Origin of the sequence: uncultured Sneathiella sp., assembly GCF_963976355.1 — a bacterium.
GTDB lineage: Bacteria > Pseudomonadota > Alphaproteobacteria > Sneathiellales > Sneathiellaceae > Sneathiella.
Genome location: NZ_CAXBKA010000006.1, coordinates 205,646 through 222,498, shown reverse-complemented (window position 1 = coordinate 222,498; position 16,853 = coordinate 205,646). Strand labels below are relative to the sequence as shown.

Below are 16,853 nucleotides of genomic sequence, written 5' to 3'. Positions count from 1 at the left end.
ACTCTCTTTTGTCGAGTATAATAACAAAAAGGCATAATATAAATGCTTATTATATATTATCGCTATCATTATTTTTCTCCTAGGATCCATCTACATTTTCTAACACGCACTCAGCACATGTAGGTTTTAAGGAGAATAGCTTATGAACTTTGAACTTTCCCCCGCCCAGCGAGAGGTCTACGAAATTGTTGGCGAGCTTGGGCGCTCAAAGTTTTCTGCACGTGCAAATGAATACGATCGTAATGCCACGACACCGATTGAGAACCTTCGCGACATGGGGGACCAGGGTTTGTTGAAGCTGACGATTGCCAAGGATCGTGGAGGCATGGGGAGCGGCGCCCTTGGCGAGGATCCCTTGCTTTATCTGATTGCAGTCGAACAGACAGCTCGATACTGCCTGGGAACAGCGCAATGCCTCCATATTCACTGCCACGGCGCACACTATGTCGATAACGTCTGCACAGATGCGCAACGTGATGTGATTTGCAGTGACGTTGTGGAAAACGGCGCATTATTGAATGCCACAGGAAGTGAGCCTGGCCGAACGCGCCGTGGTCTATATACGCTGACAACAGAAGCTGTAAGAACAGACGGTGGTTATGTTCTCAATGGTATGAAGAACTATGCGACGCTCGCTGCAGAGGCGAGTTACAATGTTATCTTCGCCGGGCAGCCGGATAAGGACCCTGTTGGAGGGCATATCGGTGTTGCAGTCCCGAAGGGTACCGAGGGTCTGGAGGTCATCGAGGGATCCTGGGATCCGATGGGGATGCGGGCGGCAACCAGCCCTAATATTGAACTCAAAGACTGCTTTGTTCCCGACGATTTTGTATTGGGTGAGCCCGGCGTCTATCCGCATAATCGCTGGCAGGCAAAATTCCATCTGAGCTTCGCCGCTCAATATCTCGGAGCAGCAGAAGGCATTTTCGACTTCCTAACCGATTATCTTCCGAAGCGTGGCACGGCATCCGATCCTTATACGCAATTACGGGCGGGTGAAATACGGATCGGTATCGAATCGACGCGATGGATGATTTACCGCGGAGCATGGCTGTGGACACAAGGTGATGAAGTTGCGGCGGAACTTTATTCCATGCAGGCAAAATATCGTGCCATCGAAGGCGCGGTTATTGCGATGGACAAAGCCGCGCAGATTGCCGGTTCCAGCGCTTTCCTGAATTCAATGCCGATGCCGCGTTATTTCCGGGACCTCCGAATTCATACCCTGCACGAAAATCTGGATAAAACAGCTAAAACCGTTGGTGCGCATTGCCTCGGTGAAGAATTTGACACTACGGCACGTCTTTAACAGGCAGATTGAAAGTAATGATGTACATGGAAAGACTGCCGGAGGTCCGGTATCATGAAGGGGATTTAGCCAGCTACTTCTGGAATCCGGAAGTTGAGTTAATGTCCCCTGAAGCGACGCTGGCCTTGCAGGAAGAAAAACTGCGTAAACAGGTGCAGTATCTCTGGGATAAGTCTGAACTATATCGGGAAAAATTCGAAAATGCCGGATTTTCTCCCTCGGACTTCAAGGGGCTTCAGGATCTTGGAAATCTACCCTTTACAACGAAGCGGGAATTGCGAAAAAGTCAGGAGGAGAGCCTCCCCTTTGGCCGTCATCTGGCCGCCTCTCTTGACAAAGTCATCCGGGTCACGACGACAGCCGGCACTACTGGGCGTCCGGTAGTACAGGCATATACGCGAAATGATGTCAGCAGGCGTAATGAAAGCCTCAGCCGGGTTCTTTGGAACTTTGGTGTGCGTCCCGGTGACAAGGTGTTTAATGGCTTCGCGCTCAGTATGTTTAATGCGGGCGTTCCTTTTTGCACGGCGGTGGAAAATTTAGGCGCAATAGATGTACCGGCTGGTGCCGAACGTCGTGCGGACGGCTTTTTGCGTTTGGCACGGGATGTCGGCATGGACGTGCTGATTGCAACACCATCTTTTGTCCGGTACCTCGGAGAAAAATGTCAGGAGGTGCTCGGTTTCCCGGCGACAGATTTGAATGTACGGGTAATCTGTGGCGGCGGGGAACCTGGATTCGATCTACCGGGTGTTCGAGAGGAAATTATGGCGGCTTGGGGAACTGAGCATGTCTATGACCTTGCATCCATGTCCGACGCTCACCCCAATTCCTTTGCGAATTGTCGCTTCCGGGGCGGAAAGCACCATGTCACGCCGGATCTCGTTCTTGTCCAGCTGGTTGATCCGCAATCAGGCGAACCAATTGAGGTTCGGGATGGCGTTGTCGGAGAATATATTTTTACACATCTTGATCGAGAGGCCTGTCCGCTGTTGCGATACAGAACGGGCGACATTGTCCAGATCAACGCCAAGCCCTGTGAATGCAGCCGGCCGACACCACGGTTTGATATTGTCGGGCGCGCGGATGATATGCTCATCATTCGCGGCATGAATGTTTTTCCGTCGGCAATCCAGACAGTTGTTGGTGAATTTACCCCACGCGCTTCCGGAATTCTTCAAATTGTCCTGAAGGCTCCGGGGCCAAGCGTTGAGCCACCATTGAAGTTGCGTGTGGAATCAGGACAGGGGTCGTCAGACATAAACCAAAAGCAATTGTCAGCGGAAATCGAAGCAGCCATTCATGCCAAGTTGAATGTACGCTCTGAGGTCGAAATAGTGACCTACGGTGCGTTGCAACGCACGGAGTCAAAGGCCAAACTTATTGTTATAGAGGGGCATGCATGATGAGTCCTGATATGCTTCGAGTATTAATGGCTTCGCCGGGCGAGTGGGCGCTGTTTGATGTCCGAGAGGCGGGTGAGGCGGAAACTGGGCACATTCTGGGCGCCACCTTCCTACCGCGACGCCAAATTGAACTTCGTATTGAAGAACTGGTCGCCGATCGTCGGACCCAGATTATTGTGTATGACGATGGCGGAGACCGCGCCGCTTTGGCGGCAAAAACACTTCGCGAACTTGGCTATGGCCGTACTGACATTCTTTATGGCGGGCTGCCTGCCTGGCTCGATATGGGTGGTAAAGTGGCCAAGGGCTCCAACGTACCGAGCAAACAGTTTGGAGAAGAGGTGTTTGTCGATCGTCAGGTGCCTCAGGTAACGGCCGATGAACTCGCTGATCTGGTTGATCAAGATGACGTTGTGATATGTGATATCCGCTTGCGCAGTGAACATGAAACAGCCCGAGTGCCGAATGCGCATTACATCGGGAACTTCGATATTGCGCTCGCCGCCAAGCAGCTAGCCGACACAGGCAAGGCGATTGTCTGTCATTGCGCTGGACGTACGCGCAGCATCCTAGGTGCCCAGACCCTGGTTGATCTGGGGGTTGAAAGGGCCTATGCGCTGAAGGACGGGACAATGGGATGGGTTCTGTCCGGGCGTGAACTGGAGAAAGGCCCAGTGAGACATAAGCTGGAGCCTGAGGCGGACAGTGTCGCGGCTGCAATGGCTTCAGTAGAGAATTTGGCGCGGGAAAACGGAGTCCAATGGCGTAAGGCGGAAGAGCTCTTTATTGAATTGGATAAGCGGTCACAAGGGCTTCAGAATGGCTACTTTTTTGATGTCCGGCAGCTAGAGGACTATGAGGCGGGTCATATACCCGGTACGCAAGCCCTGCCTGGAGGGCAGGCAATATTAAGAGCGGATGATTTCATAGCGATCCGGAATGCTCTGATCATTGTGATAGACGAAGGCGGTGTATGCGCGGGCATGACTGCCCTGTGGCTACGTCGGCTTGGATATCGCAACGTCTACGCCTGCCGTGACGCTATCGAGACCTGGCGCGCTTCCGGCCGTGATCTTGAGATCGGTCGGGGGCGTGCCCTCCCTGTAGGATTGGAGGCCGCAAAAGCAGCGGCGTCGGGATTGACTGTAGCGCAAGCGAGAGAGTTTCTGGCGGAACACAGTGAGACAACAGTTGTAAATGTAGACAACAGCAAAAGCTTTGCTGCGAGACACCTGCCCGGCTCCGTATGGGTGCAGCGTGGATGGCTTGAAGACAGGATTTCAGTACTTGTGCCAGATAAATCCAAACCCGTTTTGGTAACAAGTGGCAGCGAACTGCAATCGATATTTGCCGCCGCCACCTTGAATCAGTTGGGATATGAAAAGGTCCACTATCTTAGCGGCGGCGTAGCCGCGTGGCATGATGCAGGGTTGGATATTGAAGATGGGCTTCCAAAGGAGAGTGACAGGGAGACATCTGATCTTGTTCTCCCTCCCTATGCCCGCGGTAAGGAAGGTATGAAGCGTTATTTGAGTTGGGAAAAGGACTTACAACCAAGAACAAACCAGTCTGGACATTCTCAAGAAGTTTAGACCAGAAGCCGAAATTGTAAAGAGTGCCGAAAAGGCAAATTAAAAAAACTAACTGGAGGTATGCACCATGTATAAATTAATACACAAATTTCGAAAAAGCTTGGCGACGGCAGCTGCTGTTGTAATGTTATCTGCGGGAAGCACAGCTCAGGCCGATAATAACATCACAATTCTGGGTGGCCCGGTCGGAGGCGGCTGGTACATGATCGCCAGTGGTATGGCCGAAATCATCCAATCGACGTATCCGGAACTGGTTGTTCGGGTAGTCCCGGGTGGTGGTCTCGTTAATCCTCCCCGTGTCGGAACAGGTGATGCGGATTTTGCTCTTTCGCTCTCTGTAAATACGGAAATGGCGATGAAAGGCGGCGACCCATATGAGGAAGCATATGAGGATATTCGCTCCGTCGCTTGGGGTTTTAACACTACAGTTTATCAAGTCGTTGCCCGTGAAGAGGTTCCCGTCAATACTTTTGATGAAATTATAAGCGAGAAGTTTGCTGCAAAACTGGCAACACCGGGTATGCAGACCATGGGTGGATGGACTGTGAAGAAGCTGTTCAACGAATACGACGTCAGCATTGACGATGTGAAAGACTGGGGCGGTGCACATTATCAGGGCAGCCACTCCCGGTCCGGAGACCTGCTGCGTGATGGCCAGGCTAATATTCTCATGACTTTGCTGCCACTTCCTGCCCCCAATATCCTGGAAGTGTCAAATGTACGAAAGCTTAAGTTCCTGCCGATGTCGGATGAGCTGATGGGTAAGATGGTTGAAAAATACGGTTATGGTCGCGGTGAAATCCCGGTGGATGCCTATAAGGGTGCCATCCAGATTGATAAGCCGATACCCGCATTGACAATTGCTTCGGGATTGATCGCCAACGCCAATTTGTCCGATGAGGTCGTTTATAAAGTTACCAAGGCGCTTATGGATAACGCTGACCGCGTGCGGAAAATCCATAGAAGCATGGTGACGTTCGTACCAGGTGAAATCGCCAAAGCGGAAAATCGGGGTAACATCGGGTTGCATCCCGGCGCCCAAAAATATTTCGAAGAAGCGGGCATCAATTACCAATAGCTAAAAAATCTGTCTCCACGCTGATCGCTCGGCGTGGAGACAGTTTTATGTAACGCCATGTGTGTTGGCACCACTGGTTAAACACTGAACGAGGGTGAATTCCCCATGCGAAGCTTAACAGGGCTCTCAGGTATTGCTGTTGCGACGTTTCTTATTGGTGCGTCGCTTTTTCACCTTTGGCTGAGCAGTATAGGTATTCTGGATGCACGACTGATGCGGGCGTTGCATTTGGCATTCTTGCTGCCGGTCGTTTTTATTCTCTTTCCAGCATGGAAGGAAAAATCGCCTCTTCATCGGCCGTCTTGGCTGGATTTGCTGCTGACTATCCTCGCCTTGATCGTCACTCTCTACATTGCCGTAGAGTACGAGCGGCTCGATAACCGGCTTGAACTGGTCAACAAGGTCCGGTTTGAGGAGGTGATACTCGGGACCATCGCAACTCTCTTATTACTAGAAGCTACACGCCGAGTTGTGGGTCTTGGTATGGCTGTTGTTTTCGTTGCTGCCGTCGGGTACCTGATGCTTGGCCAGTATTTACCCGGTGTTTTGGGTCATAACGGTATTAGCTATGATCGAGCGATTGAGCGGATCTATCTGCTACAAAACCAGGGCATATTTGGCACATTAACCGATATATCGGCGTCCTATCTTTTTATTTTTGTCCTGTTTGGGGCTTTTGTCGACAACACCGGTATCGGGCAGTGGTTCTCAGATCTCTCAAACGCCATTATGGGCCGACAAACGGGCGGACCAGCTAAAATTGCGGTGCTCAATAGCGCCCTATTCGGTTCGATAAACGGCAGCCCGACCGCAAACGTTTACGGCACAGGGGTCTATACGATCCCACTCATGAAAAAACTTGGCTATTCCGCAAATTTTGCTGGCGCTGTAGAGGCGTCTGCATCCACCGGTGGACAAGTCATGCCGCCGGTTATGGGCGCCTCGGTCTTCATTATGATGGCCTTATTGGGGCTGACTTATCTGGATATTATTACAGCGGCGGCACCACCGGCCATCCTGTTCTTTCTTGCCATCGGGGCGATGACGCATTTTGAGGCGTTGCGACGCAAGATCCGGCCTCTCACCAAAGCAGAGTTGCCAGACAGAATGCTTGTGCTCAAACGCGCGTATTTCTTTGCGCCGGTTGCAGTGTTGATGGTTGTGCTTTTCATGGGTTACACGCCGGTTAAGGCGGCGCTGGCCGGCATTCTGACGGCTTTCATTATTAGCGTTATCAATCGTCAAAACCGCATGAACCTGAAGCGGCTCGGGGAGACCCTCGCTCTTGGCGCCCGTTCTGCAATTTTGATTGCAATTGCTTGTGCGGCCTCCGGTGTAATTGTGAGTTCTTTGACAGCGACCGGGCTTGGTCTCGCCTTTTCGGGTATGGTGGTCAATCTCGCAGATAATGTGCTGCTGCTGAGCTTAATCCTGACTGCTGTAACGGCGATCTTACTTGGTATGGGGATGCCAACCACCCCAGCATATGTATTGGCCGTAACCATTGCTGCGCCCGCTCTCATCGATCTGGGCGTGCAGGAGTTAGCGGCGCATATGTTCGTGTTCTATTTCGCGATTGTGTCCGGAGTCACTCCCCCCGTCGCCATTACGGCATACGCCGCTGCGGGAATTTCCGGCGGAGGACCAATGGGAACAGGAATCCAGGCGTTCAAGCTCTCTGCTGGTGCATTCATTATTCCATTCATGTTTATCTACAGCCCATCCCTGCTGTTGCAGGGCACCTGGGTGGAATTTTTCACTCATTTCCCACCGGCTGTTGTCGGCATGCTCGCAATAGCCGGGACGTTGGTGGGATATGTGCGCAGACCTTTATCCTTCTTCTTCAGACTTCTCTTGTTTGCAGGGGGTGTGATGCTGACTGTTCCAGACCTCCTGATAAGCGGGATCGGATTGGCGGTTATGGTGCCGGTAGCTTTGCAACAATATGGCTGGCTGGGGAGGCGCAAATCAGAACCGTCGCTACCTCATGTTGAAGATGTGCAGGATCGGGAAAAGTACGAATAGTTTTTTTGGAAAGGAAGTATAAATGGCCTTCGATTTTAGTTTTACCGACGAGCAGAATGAATTTCGTCAAAAAGTTGCTGATCTGGCTAATCGAGAAATCGCTCCTTACGTAGGCGAGTGGGATCAGAAAGAGATCATGCCCTGGAACTCCATCCATAAAATGGGCGAGGCTGGGTTACTCGGAATTATTGGTCTGCCCGAGCTGGGTGGCCTGGACAAGGATTACATTACGCTCGGTATTGCAATTGAGGAGATCGCCAAGGTTGATAATAGCTCGGCGATGATTTGCTCGATGCAGAATACCCTAACCCGCCTGACGCCGGGCTGGGGCGATGATTTTATCCGTCAGGTTTATGCAGGGAAGGCCCTTGTCTGCATTGCAACGTCTGAACATGACGCCGGTTCGGATGTATCCAATATCCAAACCAAGGCAGTTGTTGATGGAAATGAGCTGGTTATTACTGGTGAAAAGATTCACGTAAGTCTTATGCCCGGATCCACATTGATGGGTGTTACCGCTCAGGTCATTGAGGACGGACAATCAAGAGGAACCGAATTTCTTCGGGTTCCGGCCGATGCGCCTGGGGTTAGTTCCGAACTGATGCCGGAAATGGGTGTTCGTTCGCACCAGCTCGGTATCGTGCGGATGAAAGACGTTCGTATTCCAAGGGACTCTGTTCTTGGTGATGCCTCCAAGGGCGCAGGTAAGGGCGCAGGCAAAGCGGTCCTTTATGCAAGATGGAACGTATCGCGATGCCTTAGCGCTTTGAACGCCTTGGGGAGCGCTCAGGCTGTACTTGACCGAACGATCGACTTCATCAAGACCAAGGAAGTATATGGCCGTAAAATTGGTCTAAATCAGGCTATCCAGTTTCCGATTGTGGAACATTACACACGGGTAGAGGCTTGTCGCTTGCTTGCTTATAAGGCGCTATGGATGAATGTCCGCGGGGAGAACGCCGCAAAAGAGGCAACGATGGCTAAATGGCACGCCGTAACACTATCGGTACAGGCCATTCAGGACTGCCTGCAAATGTTCGGTGCCAACGGGTACCTGACGGAGTTCGGTATCGAGCGCCGATTGCGGGATACGATGGGGCTGATGTTTACCGGCGGCGCCGTCAATATTATGAAGATGATCGTCGTCAAGGAGCTGTTGGGCAAGGAATTCATGGGAATTAGCCGTAACTAGAACAGGCGATACTGCAAGCGTTGGGAAAGCAATGACGATAATGGCAAAGAAGCAGGGCTCTGCTGAGGGGCTTACAACAAAAATCGCTGAACATTTTCAAGCAGTGAACTATGAGGCGGTCCCGCCGCAAGCCATAAGGGCGACGAAGCATCTTCTTTTCGATACTTTGGTTGTTGCTATCGCGGGCCGTGACGAAGCAGCTGTTGTCGAAGGGCGCGACGTAATCCTTGCCAATGGTGGCACGGAGGAAAGCCGGCTATGGGGCAGTCAAGTCCGTGTCCCTGCAATGTCGGCGGCGTTCGTCAACGGTGTCGCGGCGGCGGCACTTGATTTCGATAGCGTGCATGAAGCCGGGACAGTTCACTCGGATATTGTCGTCGCACCTGCCGTCCTGGCGCTTGCCGAAGCACGGGGATCGAGCGGAAAAGAAGTGCTCACTGCGCTGGCGCTTGGTGATGATCTGGCCAGCCGGCTTGGCATGTCGACGCGCGAACATAGTGGATGGTTTTATACGTCTTTGCATGGCGGTTTTGCCGCAGCGGCTGCTTCGGCAAAATTGATTGGGCTTAATGCTGAGGGCATTCGTAATGCTATTGGGATCATGCTGAGCCGGACGGGCGGCACCCAGCAGCCAGCGCGGGAGAAGGCCCAGACTAAGCGATTGCAGTCTGCTTTTGCCGCGCAGGATGGTGTTTTCGCGGCACTGCTTGCGGAAAAAGGCGTTGCCGCGCCTTCCGCGCCTTTAGAGGGAGAGTTCGGACTCTACAGTATGTATGAAGCGGGGGATCCGGATGTTGTTCTGAACCAGCTTGGACAACGGTTTGAGAATATTGAAACAACCTTCAAGGCTTACCCGAGCTGCGCCTGCAACCACGCCGTTATCTGTGCCATGTTGGAAATTGTAAAGGATCAGGATCTTAAGGCTGAGGATGTGGCTTCAATAGAATTGGTTGTTACCCCTTATATTAACCGGTTGGTTGGTGCCCCTTTCTCTCCCGGCAGCAACCCTCAGGTTGCCGCCCAGTTCAATATGCGGTATTCAGTTGCCGCCGTGCTGTTGAATGGGCAGTTCGGGATAAATGAAATAAAACCTGGCGTGGTCCTTGATCCACGTGCGGCTGAACTGGCCAATCACATGTCTGTCGTGGTCGATGAAAATCGGACTGGTGAATTCGGGCCGGTAAAAATAACGATTACCTGCCAGGATTCTCATAAAATTACTGTCAATGCCAATACGATCCCGGGCCGGCCGGATAAACCGCTAACGGAGGCTGAATTGATCACAAAAGGGAATATGTGTCTGCCCGGCAAAAACGGAGCAGCGCTATTTGCGGCTATTTCAGAGATGGAAATGCATCAATCAATTGAAATGTTGCTGGATAAAATTCAGTTGGGCTGACCATAAAATTGTGTCAGCCTAAGACATCCTCAAAAATAATTGCCACATCCTGGAGGGTTGATCCGAGCCAAAAATAACGACACCATGCTGGTAACAATATGCTACCGGAGAATGGTGACTCTCATGTTGGCCGGTAAGGCTTTAAAATACATTGCAGATCATTGGTACGGGCGCCAAAGTTTTGCCTGGTCATTCTGGGTCAATCTTGTCCTGCTTCGGGCTTTGATTCTCCTTGCGCAAGACTGGCTGAGTCCGCCCAAGGGTATCGATTACAGCACATATGGCGTACTGGTCATCTTGCTTGCGATCTTTTCTCATGGCGTGATTTTCGTCTGGCAAATTGTGGGTATTTTTCGTGCGGGAGAAGCGCATATTAAAGCCAGAGGGTCGATGGCAAATATCTGGGGGGCGCAACTGGGAGCCATCGCCGCTTTTTGGTTGACTGCCACATATGCCTTCGGTGCCTGGCAAATGACACTGCCTGCTCCTGAAGAAGAATTTTCCCTGGCGCGCATCGAGGTTGAACGGGCGAGCAAATTCAGTTTTGTTCCCTCGGCTGACGGGCTTGAGCTTGAGTTTACCGGTTCAATCGAACTGGGAGTGACCAAACAACTCGCAAAAGAGCTGGAACTCAATCCAGATCTGCAAACGGTCGTTCTCAGCAGTACCGGAGGTAATATTTATGAAGCCCGGGGTTTGTCAAAATTAATCCGCGAAAATGAACTCGGTACGCTCGTCCGGTCAGTATGCACGTCAGCCTGTACGACCGTCTTTATTGGCGGAATTTCCCGGGAGATGATGCAGGACGCCCAGTTGGGATTTCATCAGTATCGCATTGATGCTAACTACAGCGTCCTCTATGCCGATGTCGCTGCAGAGCAGGAACGTGACCGGTTACTCTATGCCGCGGCGAATGTAAAACCGTGGTTCCTGCTGAAGATGTTCGAAAGCCGGTCCGATGAAATGTGGTTCCCTGAGATCGACGAACTGCTGGACGCCGGTGTTGTTACGCGCGTTGTTGAAGTGACACCCTCTAAATGACTTGATAATGGCTCTAGAAGGTTTGTCCAATCACACAAATTTGCAACTGGCGTCACTTATGTTGGATTAGCGATTGTCATTCAAATTTAATTGCGACGGATTTTCCTTATGCGTACGTACAATTTATATCCCCTTTATAATGATAGTCATACGCAGAAGTGTTAATCTCGGTCCTATGACCTCGAAATGCAAAGAACGGATACAGTCCTGAGAAAAATTCTTCCTATTCTAATTATTGTAATCGTTTTTGGCGGTGCTTTCTGGAAGCATGAGGCAATTCTGTCCCTTGTCGGAAAAGGCAGCGAAGAGCGGAGTGAATTGCTGGCTCGCGGTGTTGTGCCTGTAAAGGTGATTGTGCAGCCCGTGGAGATCACATCTAACGATAGGGCATTTCGCGCCGTCGGTACCGGTCGGGCGTGGCGGTCCATTGAAATCTATCCGTCTGTTATAGAAGAGGTTACAGATATTTTTTTCAAAGCCCAGCAACAGGTAAAAAAGGGGGATGTGCTAGCACAGCTCGATAATCGCGAGGAGGCACTTGCTGTCAAACTGGCTGAAGTCCAGCTGAAAGATGCACAAAGTCTGTTGGCGCGCTATGAGGTTGCCTTGAAGGAGGGTGGTGTGCCCGAAAGCGAGGTCGATGCGGCCCGCGCCGATTTCGAAAGCGCCAAGGTTGCGCTGGACCAAGCGAAGCTTTCGTTAGATGAGCGGCAAATTAAGGCACCCTTTGACGGGATTGTAGGTATCCCGAATGTTGATCCGGGCGATCGTGTCGGGACCGACACTCTTATTTCAGGGTTGGATGCACGCGATACTTTGTATGTTGATTTTGAGGTGCCGGAGGCGCTGGCGCGGGCCTTGAAAGCCGCTGAGGATCAGCAGCAGGAAATCACGGCAACAACGCCAGCTTATCCATCCATGGATTTTAAGGGACATATATCTGCGCAGGAAAGCCGCGTTGATCCGGATCGACGGACGCTATTGGCGCGGGCGAGTATTGATAACAGCAGGGATCTGTTGCGTCCCGGAATGTCATTTGAAACACTTTGGGAAATTCCAGGCGAAGAATATGCGACGGTGCCTGAAATTTCCGTGCAATGGGACCGGAATGGTTCATATATCTGGATCATCAAAGACAATATCGCCAAAAAGACTCCAGTCATGGTTGTGACGCGCAAGGCCGGACGCGTGCTTCTGGACGGTGAAATCCAGGACGGTGACTTCGTCGTCATTGAAGGTCTCCAGCGTCTCCGTCCGGATCGCCAGGTAGAAGTGGTGGGGGCGAGTGCACAATGAAAGACTTAGGCAATGGCCTGACTGCCCTCGGCGTGCGCCGTCCGATCTTGATCGTGGTGGTCAATTTCTTGATTATGTTGGCTGGGTTAGCGGCATTCTTAGGTGTGGACGTGCGCGAGCTACCCAATGTCGATCGTCCGATTGTTAGTGTCCGGGCCGTCTACGAAGGGGCCTCGCCACAAACCATGGATGCAGAGGTTACCAGCATCCTTGAAAATGCAGTAGCCCGTGTCTCCGGCCTGCGAAGTATTGAATCCTCCAGTGAGGAAAACAACATGCGCCTGCGGGCGGAGTTTCGACCCGGTGTTGACCTGAATATTGCGGCGAGCGATGTGCGCGAAGCGGTCAGCCGCGCAGAGCGCCAATTGCCTGAAGATGTCGATCAGGTGTTGGTGATAAAGGCCGATGATGACGCACGGGATATCATTCAACTGTCCGCCTATAGCGACACATTGTCAAAATACGAGTTGGCAGAACGGATTGAAAAGGATGTCGCCCCAGAACTCCTCTCGATTGACGGTGTTGCGGATGTGCCGTTAAGCGGGGATCAGCCGCGTGTTCTGAGGGTGCTTGTCGATCCGGCGAAGCTCGCCGCGAACCGTATCCCCATTACTGATATCGTTGATACGCTCCGGAATACCCGTTTTGATGTTCCGGCCGGGAGCTATAAATCCGAAGGACAGGATCTCATTATCCGTGCTTATGCCTCTGTGGTGGATCCGGAAGAAATAGAGCGCCTGCATGTGCGGGACAATATCCGTATCTCGGATATTGCAAATGTCTTTTATGCGCCGATGGAGGCGGAATCCTATTCGCTGTTGAATGGGCGGATGGTGGTCGGCCTGGGGATCATCCGTCAGGCCAGCTCCAATACAATCGAAATTTCAACCGAAGTGAAGAAGCGCATTGACCAGATCAATGAACGAGCGCGTGATTATACGATTGTAACGACTTCCGATGACGCCGACTATATCAAAGGTGCGTTGATGGAAGTCGTCTTTACATTGTGTTTTGCGATGGCAATCGTCCTCGTGGTTATTGCCGTATTTTTAGGTCAATGGCGCGCCGTGCTTATTCCCGCCGTGACGATGCCTATCTCACTGATCGGAACATTGGCGGCCATCTGGATTCTCGGCTTTTCAATCAATTTGATTACGCTTATGGCGTTGGTGCTGGCAACCGGGCTAATCGTCGATGATGCGATTGTGGTACTGGAGAATATTCAGCGCCTGCGCAGCGAAGGACGGGAAAAGATGGCGGCTGCCGTAATAGGCACGCGTCAGGTTTTTTTCGCAGTCATAGCGACGACAATTACACTTGTTTCTGTTTTCCTCCCCATTGCCTTCCTCCCCGGCGAAACCGGGCGTCTGTTTAGGGAATTCGGTCTTGTACTGGCCATTGCTGTGGTGATCAGTTCATTTGTTGCCGTTACCTTATGCCCTATGATGGCGTCACGGCTACCCCATCTTTCTGCAACGAACCCATATATACTAAAAATCAGGAATGTCCTGAATAGCATTGGGTGCACTTTGGGAGAGTGGTATTTTTCCAGCCTGAAAACCCTTATTGCCCTTCCGCTTCTGGCTATCACCGCTGCCATCCTCATTGCTGCCGGGGGAGTGGGTGGCTTCCTTATGCTCAATCAGGAACTTATGCCGCGTGAGGATCGCGGGGCAATATGTATCTTCCTCACTGGGCCGGACGGCGCATCGCTTGCCTATACCGATGAACAGGCCCGCAAGGTCGAGGCCGTACTACAGCCATATAAAGATCAGGGGATAATCACAGATATTTATTCTATTGTCGGACGGTGGGACAAGAACCGCGCCTTTATCGTCGGCACATTGAAGGATTGGGAAACCCGCGCCATAAGCGAGCAGGAACTGGCATCGAATATAAATGCAGTAGTTTCGGATATGCCGGGGGCTCAGGTGCGTATTTTGCAAGGGGGCGGCTTTGGTGGCGGGGGCGGGGGCTCGGGACTGGAACTGGCCGTGCTTGGCAGTAATTACGAGGAGATTGCCGCGGCCGCTGACCAGCTTGGAGATGCGCTGTTGGAGCGTGTACCCGAAGTCAATGATGTGCGCGTCCAGTTCGATACATCGCAGCCGGAAATGCTGTTCAATATCGACCGGGAAAAGGCCAACGATCTGAATGTACAGATGGAGAGAATATCGCAGACCTTGCGCGTTATGGTGGACCGATATGACGTGATCGACCTTAGCGTAGACGATCAGGCCGTCCCGGTGATGATGGGACCGGCACGCGGCGTGATTGACGATGCTGGCGATCTTTTGAGTGTATTTGTCACCAACACAAATGATGAACTTGTGCCCTTAAGCGCATTGATCAATGTGCAGGAACGTGGCGTATCCGCTGAGCTTGACCGCCACGGACAGCGCCGTGCGGTGGAACTTGATCTTGGCATTGAACCCGGCGCGCCGCTGGGGGACACAATGGCGCGTGTCAGCGCCGTGGCGAATGAGGTCCTCCCTCCCGGCCACAGTATAATATTTCTGGGCGAAGCCGCGACGTTGCAGGAAACCAGCTATGAAGTGGCGCTAACATTCGTGATTGCCTTGCTTGTCGTGTTTCTTGTGCTGGCGGCCCAGTTCGAAAGTCTGGGAAGTGCAGTGATCGTCATCTTCACGGTGCCGTTTGGGTTGGCGGCGGCGGTTTTTGTACTTCTGGTGACCGGACAATCGCTTAATCTTTATAGTCAGATAGGGCTTGTAATGCTGATTGGCCTCATGACCAAGAACGCAATTCTTCTTGTAGAATTCATGGATCAGAAACGGGATGAAGGCCTGGATGTGCCAGATGCCATCATGGAGGGCGTTCGCATTCGCCTTCGACCGGTTGTCATGACCGTTCTTTCTACTGTTCTGGGCGCTCTGCCACTTGTGCTGGGCGCGGGGCCAGGATCGGAAGCGCGAAGCACCATTGGCTGGGTTATCTTTGGCGGGCTCGGGCTGTCGACACTGTTCACGCTCTATTTCGCACCGCTCGGTTATTCATTGATTGCTCCGCATCTTAAGCCACGGGCCCATGCTGGCCGCGAACTGGAGAAGCAATTGCTGAATGCGCAAAAGGAAGCGTCATGAGGCATTGCTGTCTTTTTCTGGTTGGTGTTGCTCTTACCGCGTGCACGGTCGGGCCGGATTATGAAGCGCCAGAAATAGGCGCACCGCCACAGTTCGTATCACAGGATGTTTTGGAAACCCTGAACGAAGGGCGTGAATATCAGGGTGTTGCGGCGGATTGGTGGACCGGCTTTGATGATGAGCTTTTGAATACGCTGGTGGAAACTGGCATCGAAAAAAATTTCGAAATTTCTGCAACTGCCGCCCGTGTCAAGGAGGCCCGGGCACGAGTGAAACTCGCAGGGGCTGGTGACGACTTGAGCGCTGATGCTGACCTCGGGGCTGATGTCGAGGTTCGCCAGGATTTAGGCGGAGATAACGATACCACAAATGCAAGAGGTGTGGCTGCCGGACTAAGCGTGTCTCTGCCAGTGGATGTTTTTGGCCGCACACGCCGTGAAGTAGAAGCTGCCCGTGCCGGGCTTGAGGCCGCGCAGGCGGACCTCAGGAGCATTGTATTGCGTATCAGCTCGGATATCGCCAGCGAATATCTGCAATTGCGCGGGAATCAGAGGCAACTGGAACTCTTGCGTGAGTCAGTTGCCTTGCAGGAAAAGACACTCTCTATTGTCAGAAGCCGTTTTGAGTCCGGTCTTTCACCGGAACTTGATCTTCGCCGTGCAGAAACATCCGTTGAAAACCTGCGGGCTGACATTCCGCCGCTGGAAGAACAACTCCTCAATTCTCGTAACCAGCTTGCCAGCCTGAATGGACAATTTCCGGGCGCGTATGAAGAAACTTTAAGAGAACAGAAGCAAACGCCGGCCTATAGAAATTCAATACCTCAATTAATCCCGCTTGAAGTGCTGTCGATGCGACCAGACGTTCAACAGGCGGAAGCAAATCTGAAGCAGGCCATTGCCAACATTGGCGTTGCGGAAGCTGATTACTATCCGACCTTTCGGCTGACTGGTGCCCTGACTATCGGGGCGACCGGTGTTAGTGCCATGCCCGTGACGGAGATGCTGATCGGATCTCTTGCGGCATTGATTGAGCAGGTGCTGACGGATGGCGGGGCGCGGGATGCTAATTTTGAAATCTCAAAAGCGCAGACTGAAGAGGCGCTCGCTGTTTATGAGCAAATACTTCGTGAGAGCAGTCAGGAAGTTGAGACGTCGCTGGCAGCCATTCAATCTTCCCAGCGACGCCAGCTGTCTCTTGAAAATGTCGTGACATCCAGTCGCCGGAGTTTTTCGCAAGCCGAGGCCTTGTATCAGCAGGGTCTTATCAGCTTTCTGGATGTTGTCGATGCGCAGCGCGTTTTGGCCAATGCCGAACAGGCTCTCGCGCGAGAACGGACAAATTACGCTATGCAGATCGCCATTTTATTCCGCACTTTAGGTGTCAACGTTGATAGGCTCTGAAATAGTGT

11 protein-coding genes are annotated in these 16,853 nt (G+C 52.2%); all 11 read left to right on the top strand.

All coding sequences use genetic code 11. The features are described 5' to 3' along the window. Window positions 1-142: 142 nt before the first annotated feature. The 11 genes from AAC599_RS15015 to AAC599_RS14965 all read left to right on the top strand — a co-directional run bounded on the left by AAC599_RS15015 (window position 143) and on the right by AAC599_RS14965 (window position 16,845). Complete coding sequence (locus tag AAC599_RS15015; RefSeq protein WP_340151215.1) at window positions 143-1,309, top strand: acyl-CoA dehydrogenase family protein; 1,167 nt, start codon at window positions 143-145, stop codon at window positions 1,307-1,309. Between the two features lie 26 nt (window positions 1,310-1,335). Beyond that, a complete protein-coding gene (locus tag AAC599_RS15010) occupies window positions 1,336-2,715 on the top strand; it encodes a hypothetical protein (RefSeq protein WP_340151214.1) in 1,380 nt (459 codons plus the stop codon). Next, complete coding sequence (locus AAC599_RS15005) at window positions 2,712-4,307, top strand: rhodanese-like domain-containing protein (RefSeq protein WP_340151213.1); 1,596 nt, start codon at window positions 2,712-2,714, stop codon at window positions 4,305-4,307. Before AAC599_RS15010 ends, AAC599_RS15005 begins: the two co-directional genes overlap by 4 nt. Window positions 4,308-4,374: 67 nt before the next feature. Further along, window positions 4,375-5,385: a TAXI family TRAP transporter solute-binding subunit gene (locus AAC599_RS15000; RefSeq protein ID WP_340151212.1), complete on the top strand. Its 1,011-nt coding sequence runs from the start codon at window positions 4,375-4,377 to the stop codon at window positions 5,383-5,385. 105 nt (window positions 5,386-5,490) lie between these two features. After that, window positions 5,491-7,410 (top strand): TRAP transporter permease, encoded by a 1,920-nt coding sequence (locus tag AAC599_RS14995; RefSeq protein WP_340151211.1) that lies wholly within the window; start codon window positions 5,491-5,493, stop codon window positions 7,408-7,410. A 22-nt stretch (window positions 7,411-7,432) separates the two neighbouring features. Continuing rightward, window positions 7,433-8,602 carry an acyl-CoA dehydrogenase family protein gene (locus tag AAC599_RS14990; protein WP_340151210.1) on the top strand — a complete coding sequence of 390 codons (1,170 nt, stop codon included), beginning with the start codon at window positions 7,433-7,435 and terminating at the stop codon, window positions 8,600-8,602. Between the two features lie 40 nt (window positions 8,603-8,642). Continuing rightward, window positions 8,643-10,001 (top strand): MmgE/PrpD family protein, encoded by a 1,359-nt coding sequence (locus tag AAC599_RS14985; protein WP_340151209.1) that lies wholly within the window; start codon window positions 8,643-8,645, stop codon window positions 9,999-10,001. 123 nt (window positions 10,002-10,124) lie between these two features. Further along, window positions 10,125-11,042: a hypothetical protein gene (locus tag AAC599_RS14980; protein ID WP_340151208.1), complete on the top strand. Its 918-nt coding sequence runs from the start codon at window positions 10,125-10,127 to the stop codon at window positions 11,040-11,042. A gap of 186 nt (window positions 11,043-11,228) precedes the next feature. After that, window positions 11,229-12,338 (top strand): efflux RND transporter periplasmic adaptor subunit, encoded by a 1,110-nt coding sequence (locus tag AAC599_RS14975; RefSeq protein WP_340151207.1) that lies wholly within the window; start codon window positions 11,229-11,231, stop codon window positions 12,336-12,338. Beyond that, entirely contained in the window at window positions 12,335-15,442 is a 3,108-nt protein-coding gene (locus tag AAC599_RS14970) for an efflux RND transporter permease subunit (RefSeq protein ID WP_340151206.1), read from the top strand. The genes AAC599_RS14975 and AAC599_RS14970 overlap by 4 nt, the downstream gene beginning before the upstream one ends. Continuing rightward, complete coding sequence (locus AAC599_RS14965; protein ID WP_340151205.1) at window positions 15,439-16,845, top strand: efflux transporter outer membrane subunit; 1,407 nt, start codon at window positions 15,439-15,441, stop codon at window positions 16,843-16,845. The genes AAC599_RS14970 and AAC599_RS14965 overlap by 4 nt, the downstream gene beginning before the upstream one ends. The last annotated feature ends 8 nt before the right edge of the window (window positions 16,846-16,853 follow it).

What these genes read in the sequence shown, in the direction of transcription:
- AAC599_RS15015 (WP_340151215.1), top strand. Translation starts at nt 143, where the DNA reads ATGAACTTTGAACTTTCCCCCGCCCAGCGAGAGGTCTACGAAATTGTT.
- AAC599_RS14995 (WP_340151211.1), top strand. Translation starts at nt 5,491, where the DNA reads ATGCGAAGCTTAACAGGGCTCTCAGGTATTGCTGTTGCGACGTTTCTT.
- AAC599_RS14980 (WP_340151208.1), top strand. Translation starts at nt 10,125, where the DNA reads ATGTTGGCCGGTAAGGCTTTAAAATACATTGCAGATCATTGGTACGGG.
- AAC599_RS14965 (WP_340151205.1), top strand. Translation starts at nt 15,439, where the DNA reads ATGAGGCATTGCTGTCTTTTTCTGGTTGGTGTTGCTCTTACCGCGTGC.
- AAC599_RS15000 (WP_340151212.1), top strand. Translation starts at nt 4,375, where the DNA reads ATGTATAAATTAATACACAAATTTCGAAAAAGCTTGGCGACGGCAGCT.
- AAC599_RS14975 (WP_340151207.1), top strand. Translation starts at nt 11,229, where the DNA reads ATGCAAAGAACGGATACAGTCCTGAGAAAAATTCTTCCTATTCTAATT.
- AAC599_RS14985 (WP_340151209.1), top strand. Translation starts at nt 8,643, where the DNA reads ATGGCAAAGAAGCAGGGCTCTGCTGAGGGGCTTACAACAAAAATCGCT.
- AAC599_RS15005 (WP_340151213.1), top strand. Translation starts at nt 2,712, where the DNA reads ATGATGAGTCCTGATATGCTTCGAGTATTAATGGCTTCGCCGGGCGAG.
- AAC599_RS14970 (WP_340151206.1), top strand. Translation starts at nt 12,335, where the DNA reads ATGAAAGACTTAGGCAATGGCCTGACTGCCCTCGGCGTGCGCCGTCCG.
- AAC599_RS15010 (WP_340151214.1), top strand. Translation starts at nt 1,336, where the DNA reads ATGGAAAGACTGCCGGAGGTCCGGTATCATGAAGGGGATTTAGCCAGC.
- AAC599_RS14990 (WP_340151210.1), top strand. Translation starts at nt 7,433, where the DNA reads ATGGCCTTCGATTTTAGTTTTACCGACGAGCAGAATGAATTTCGTCAA.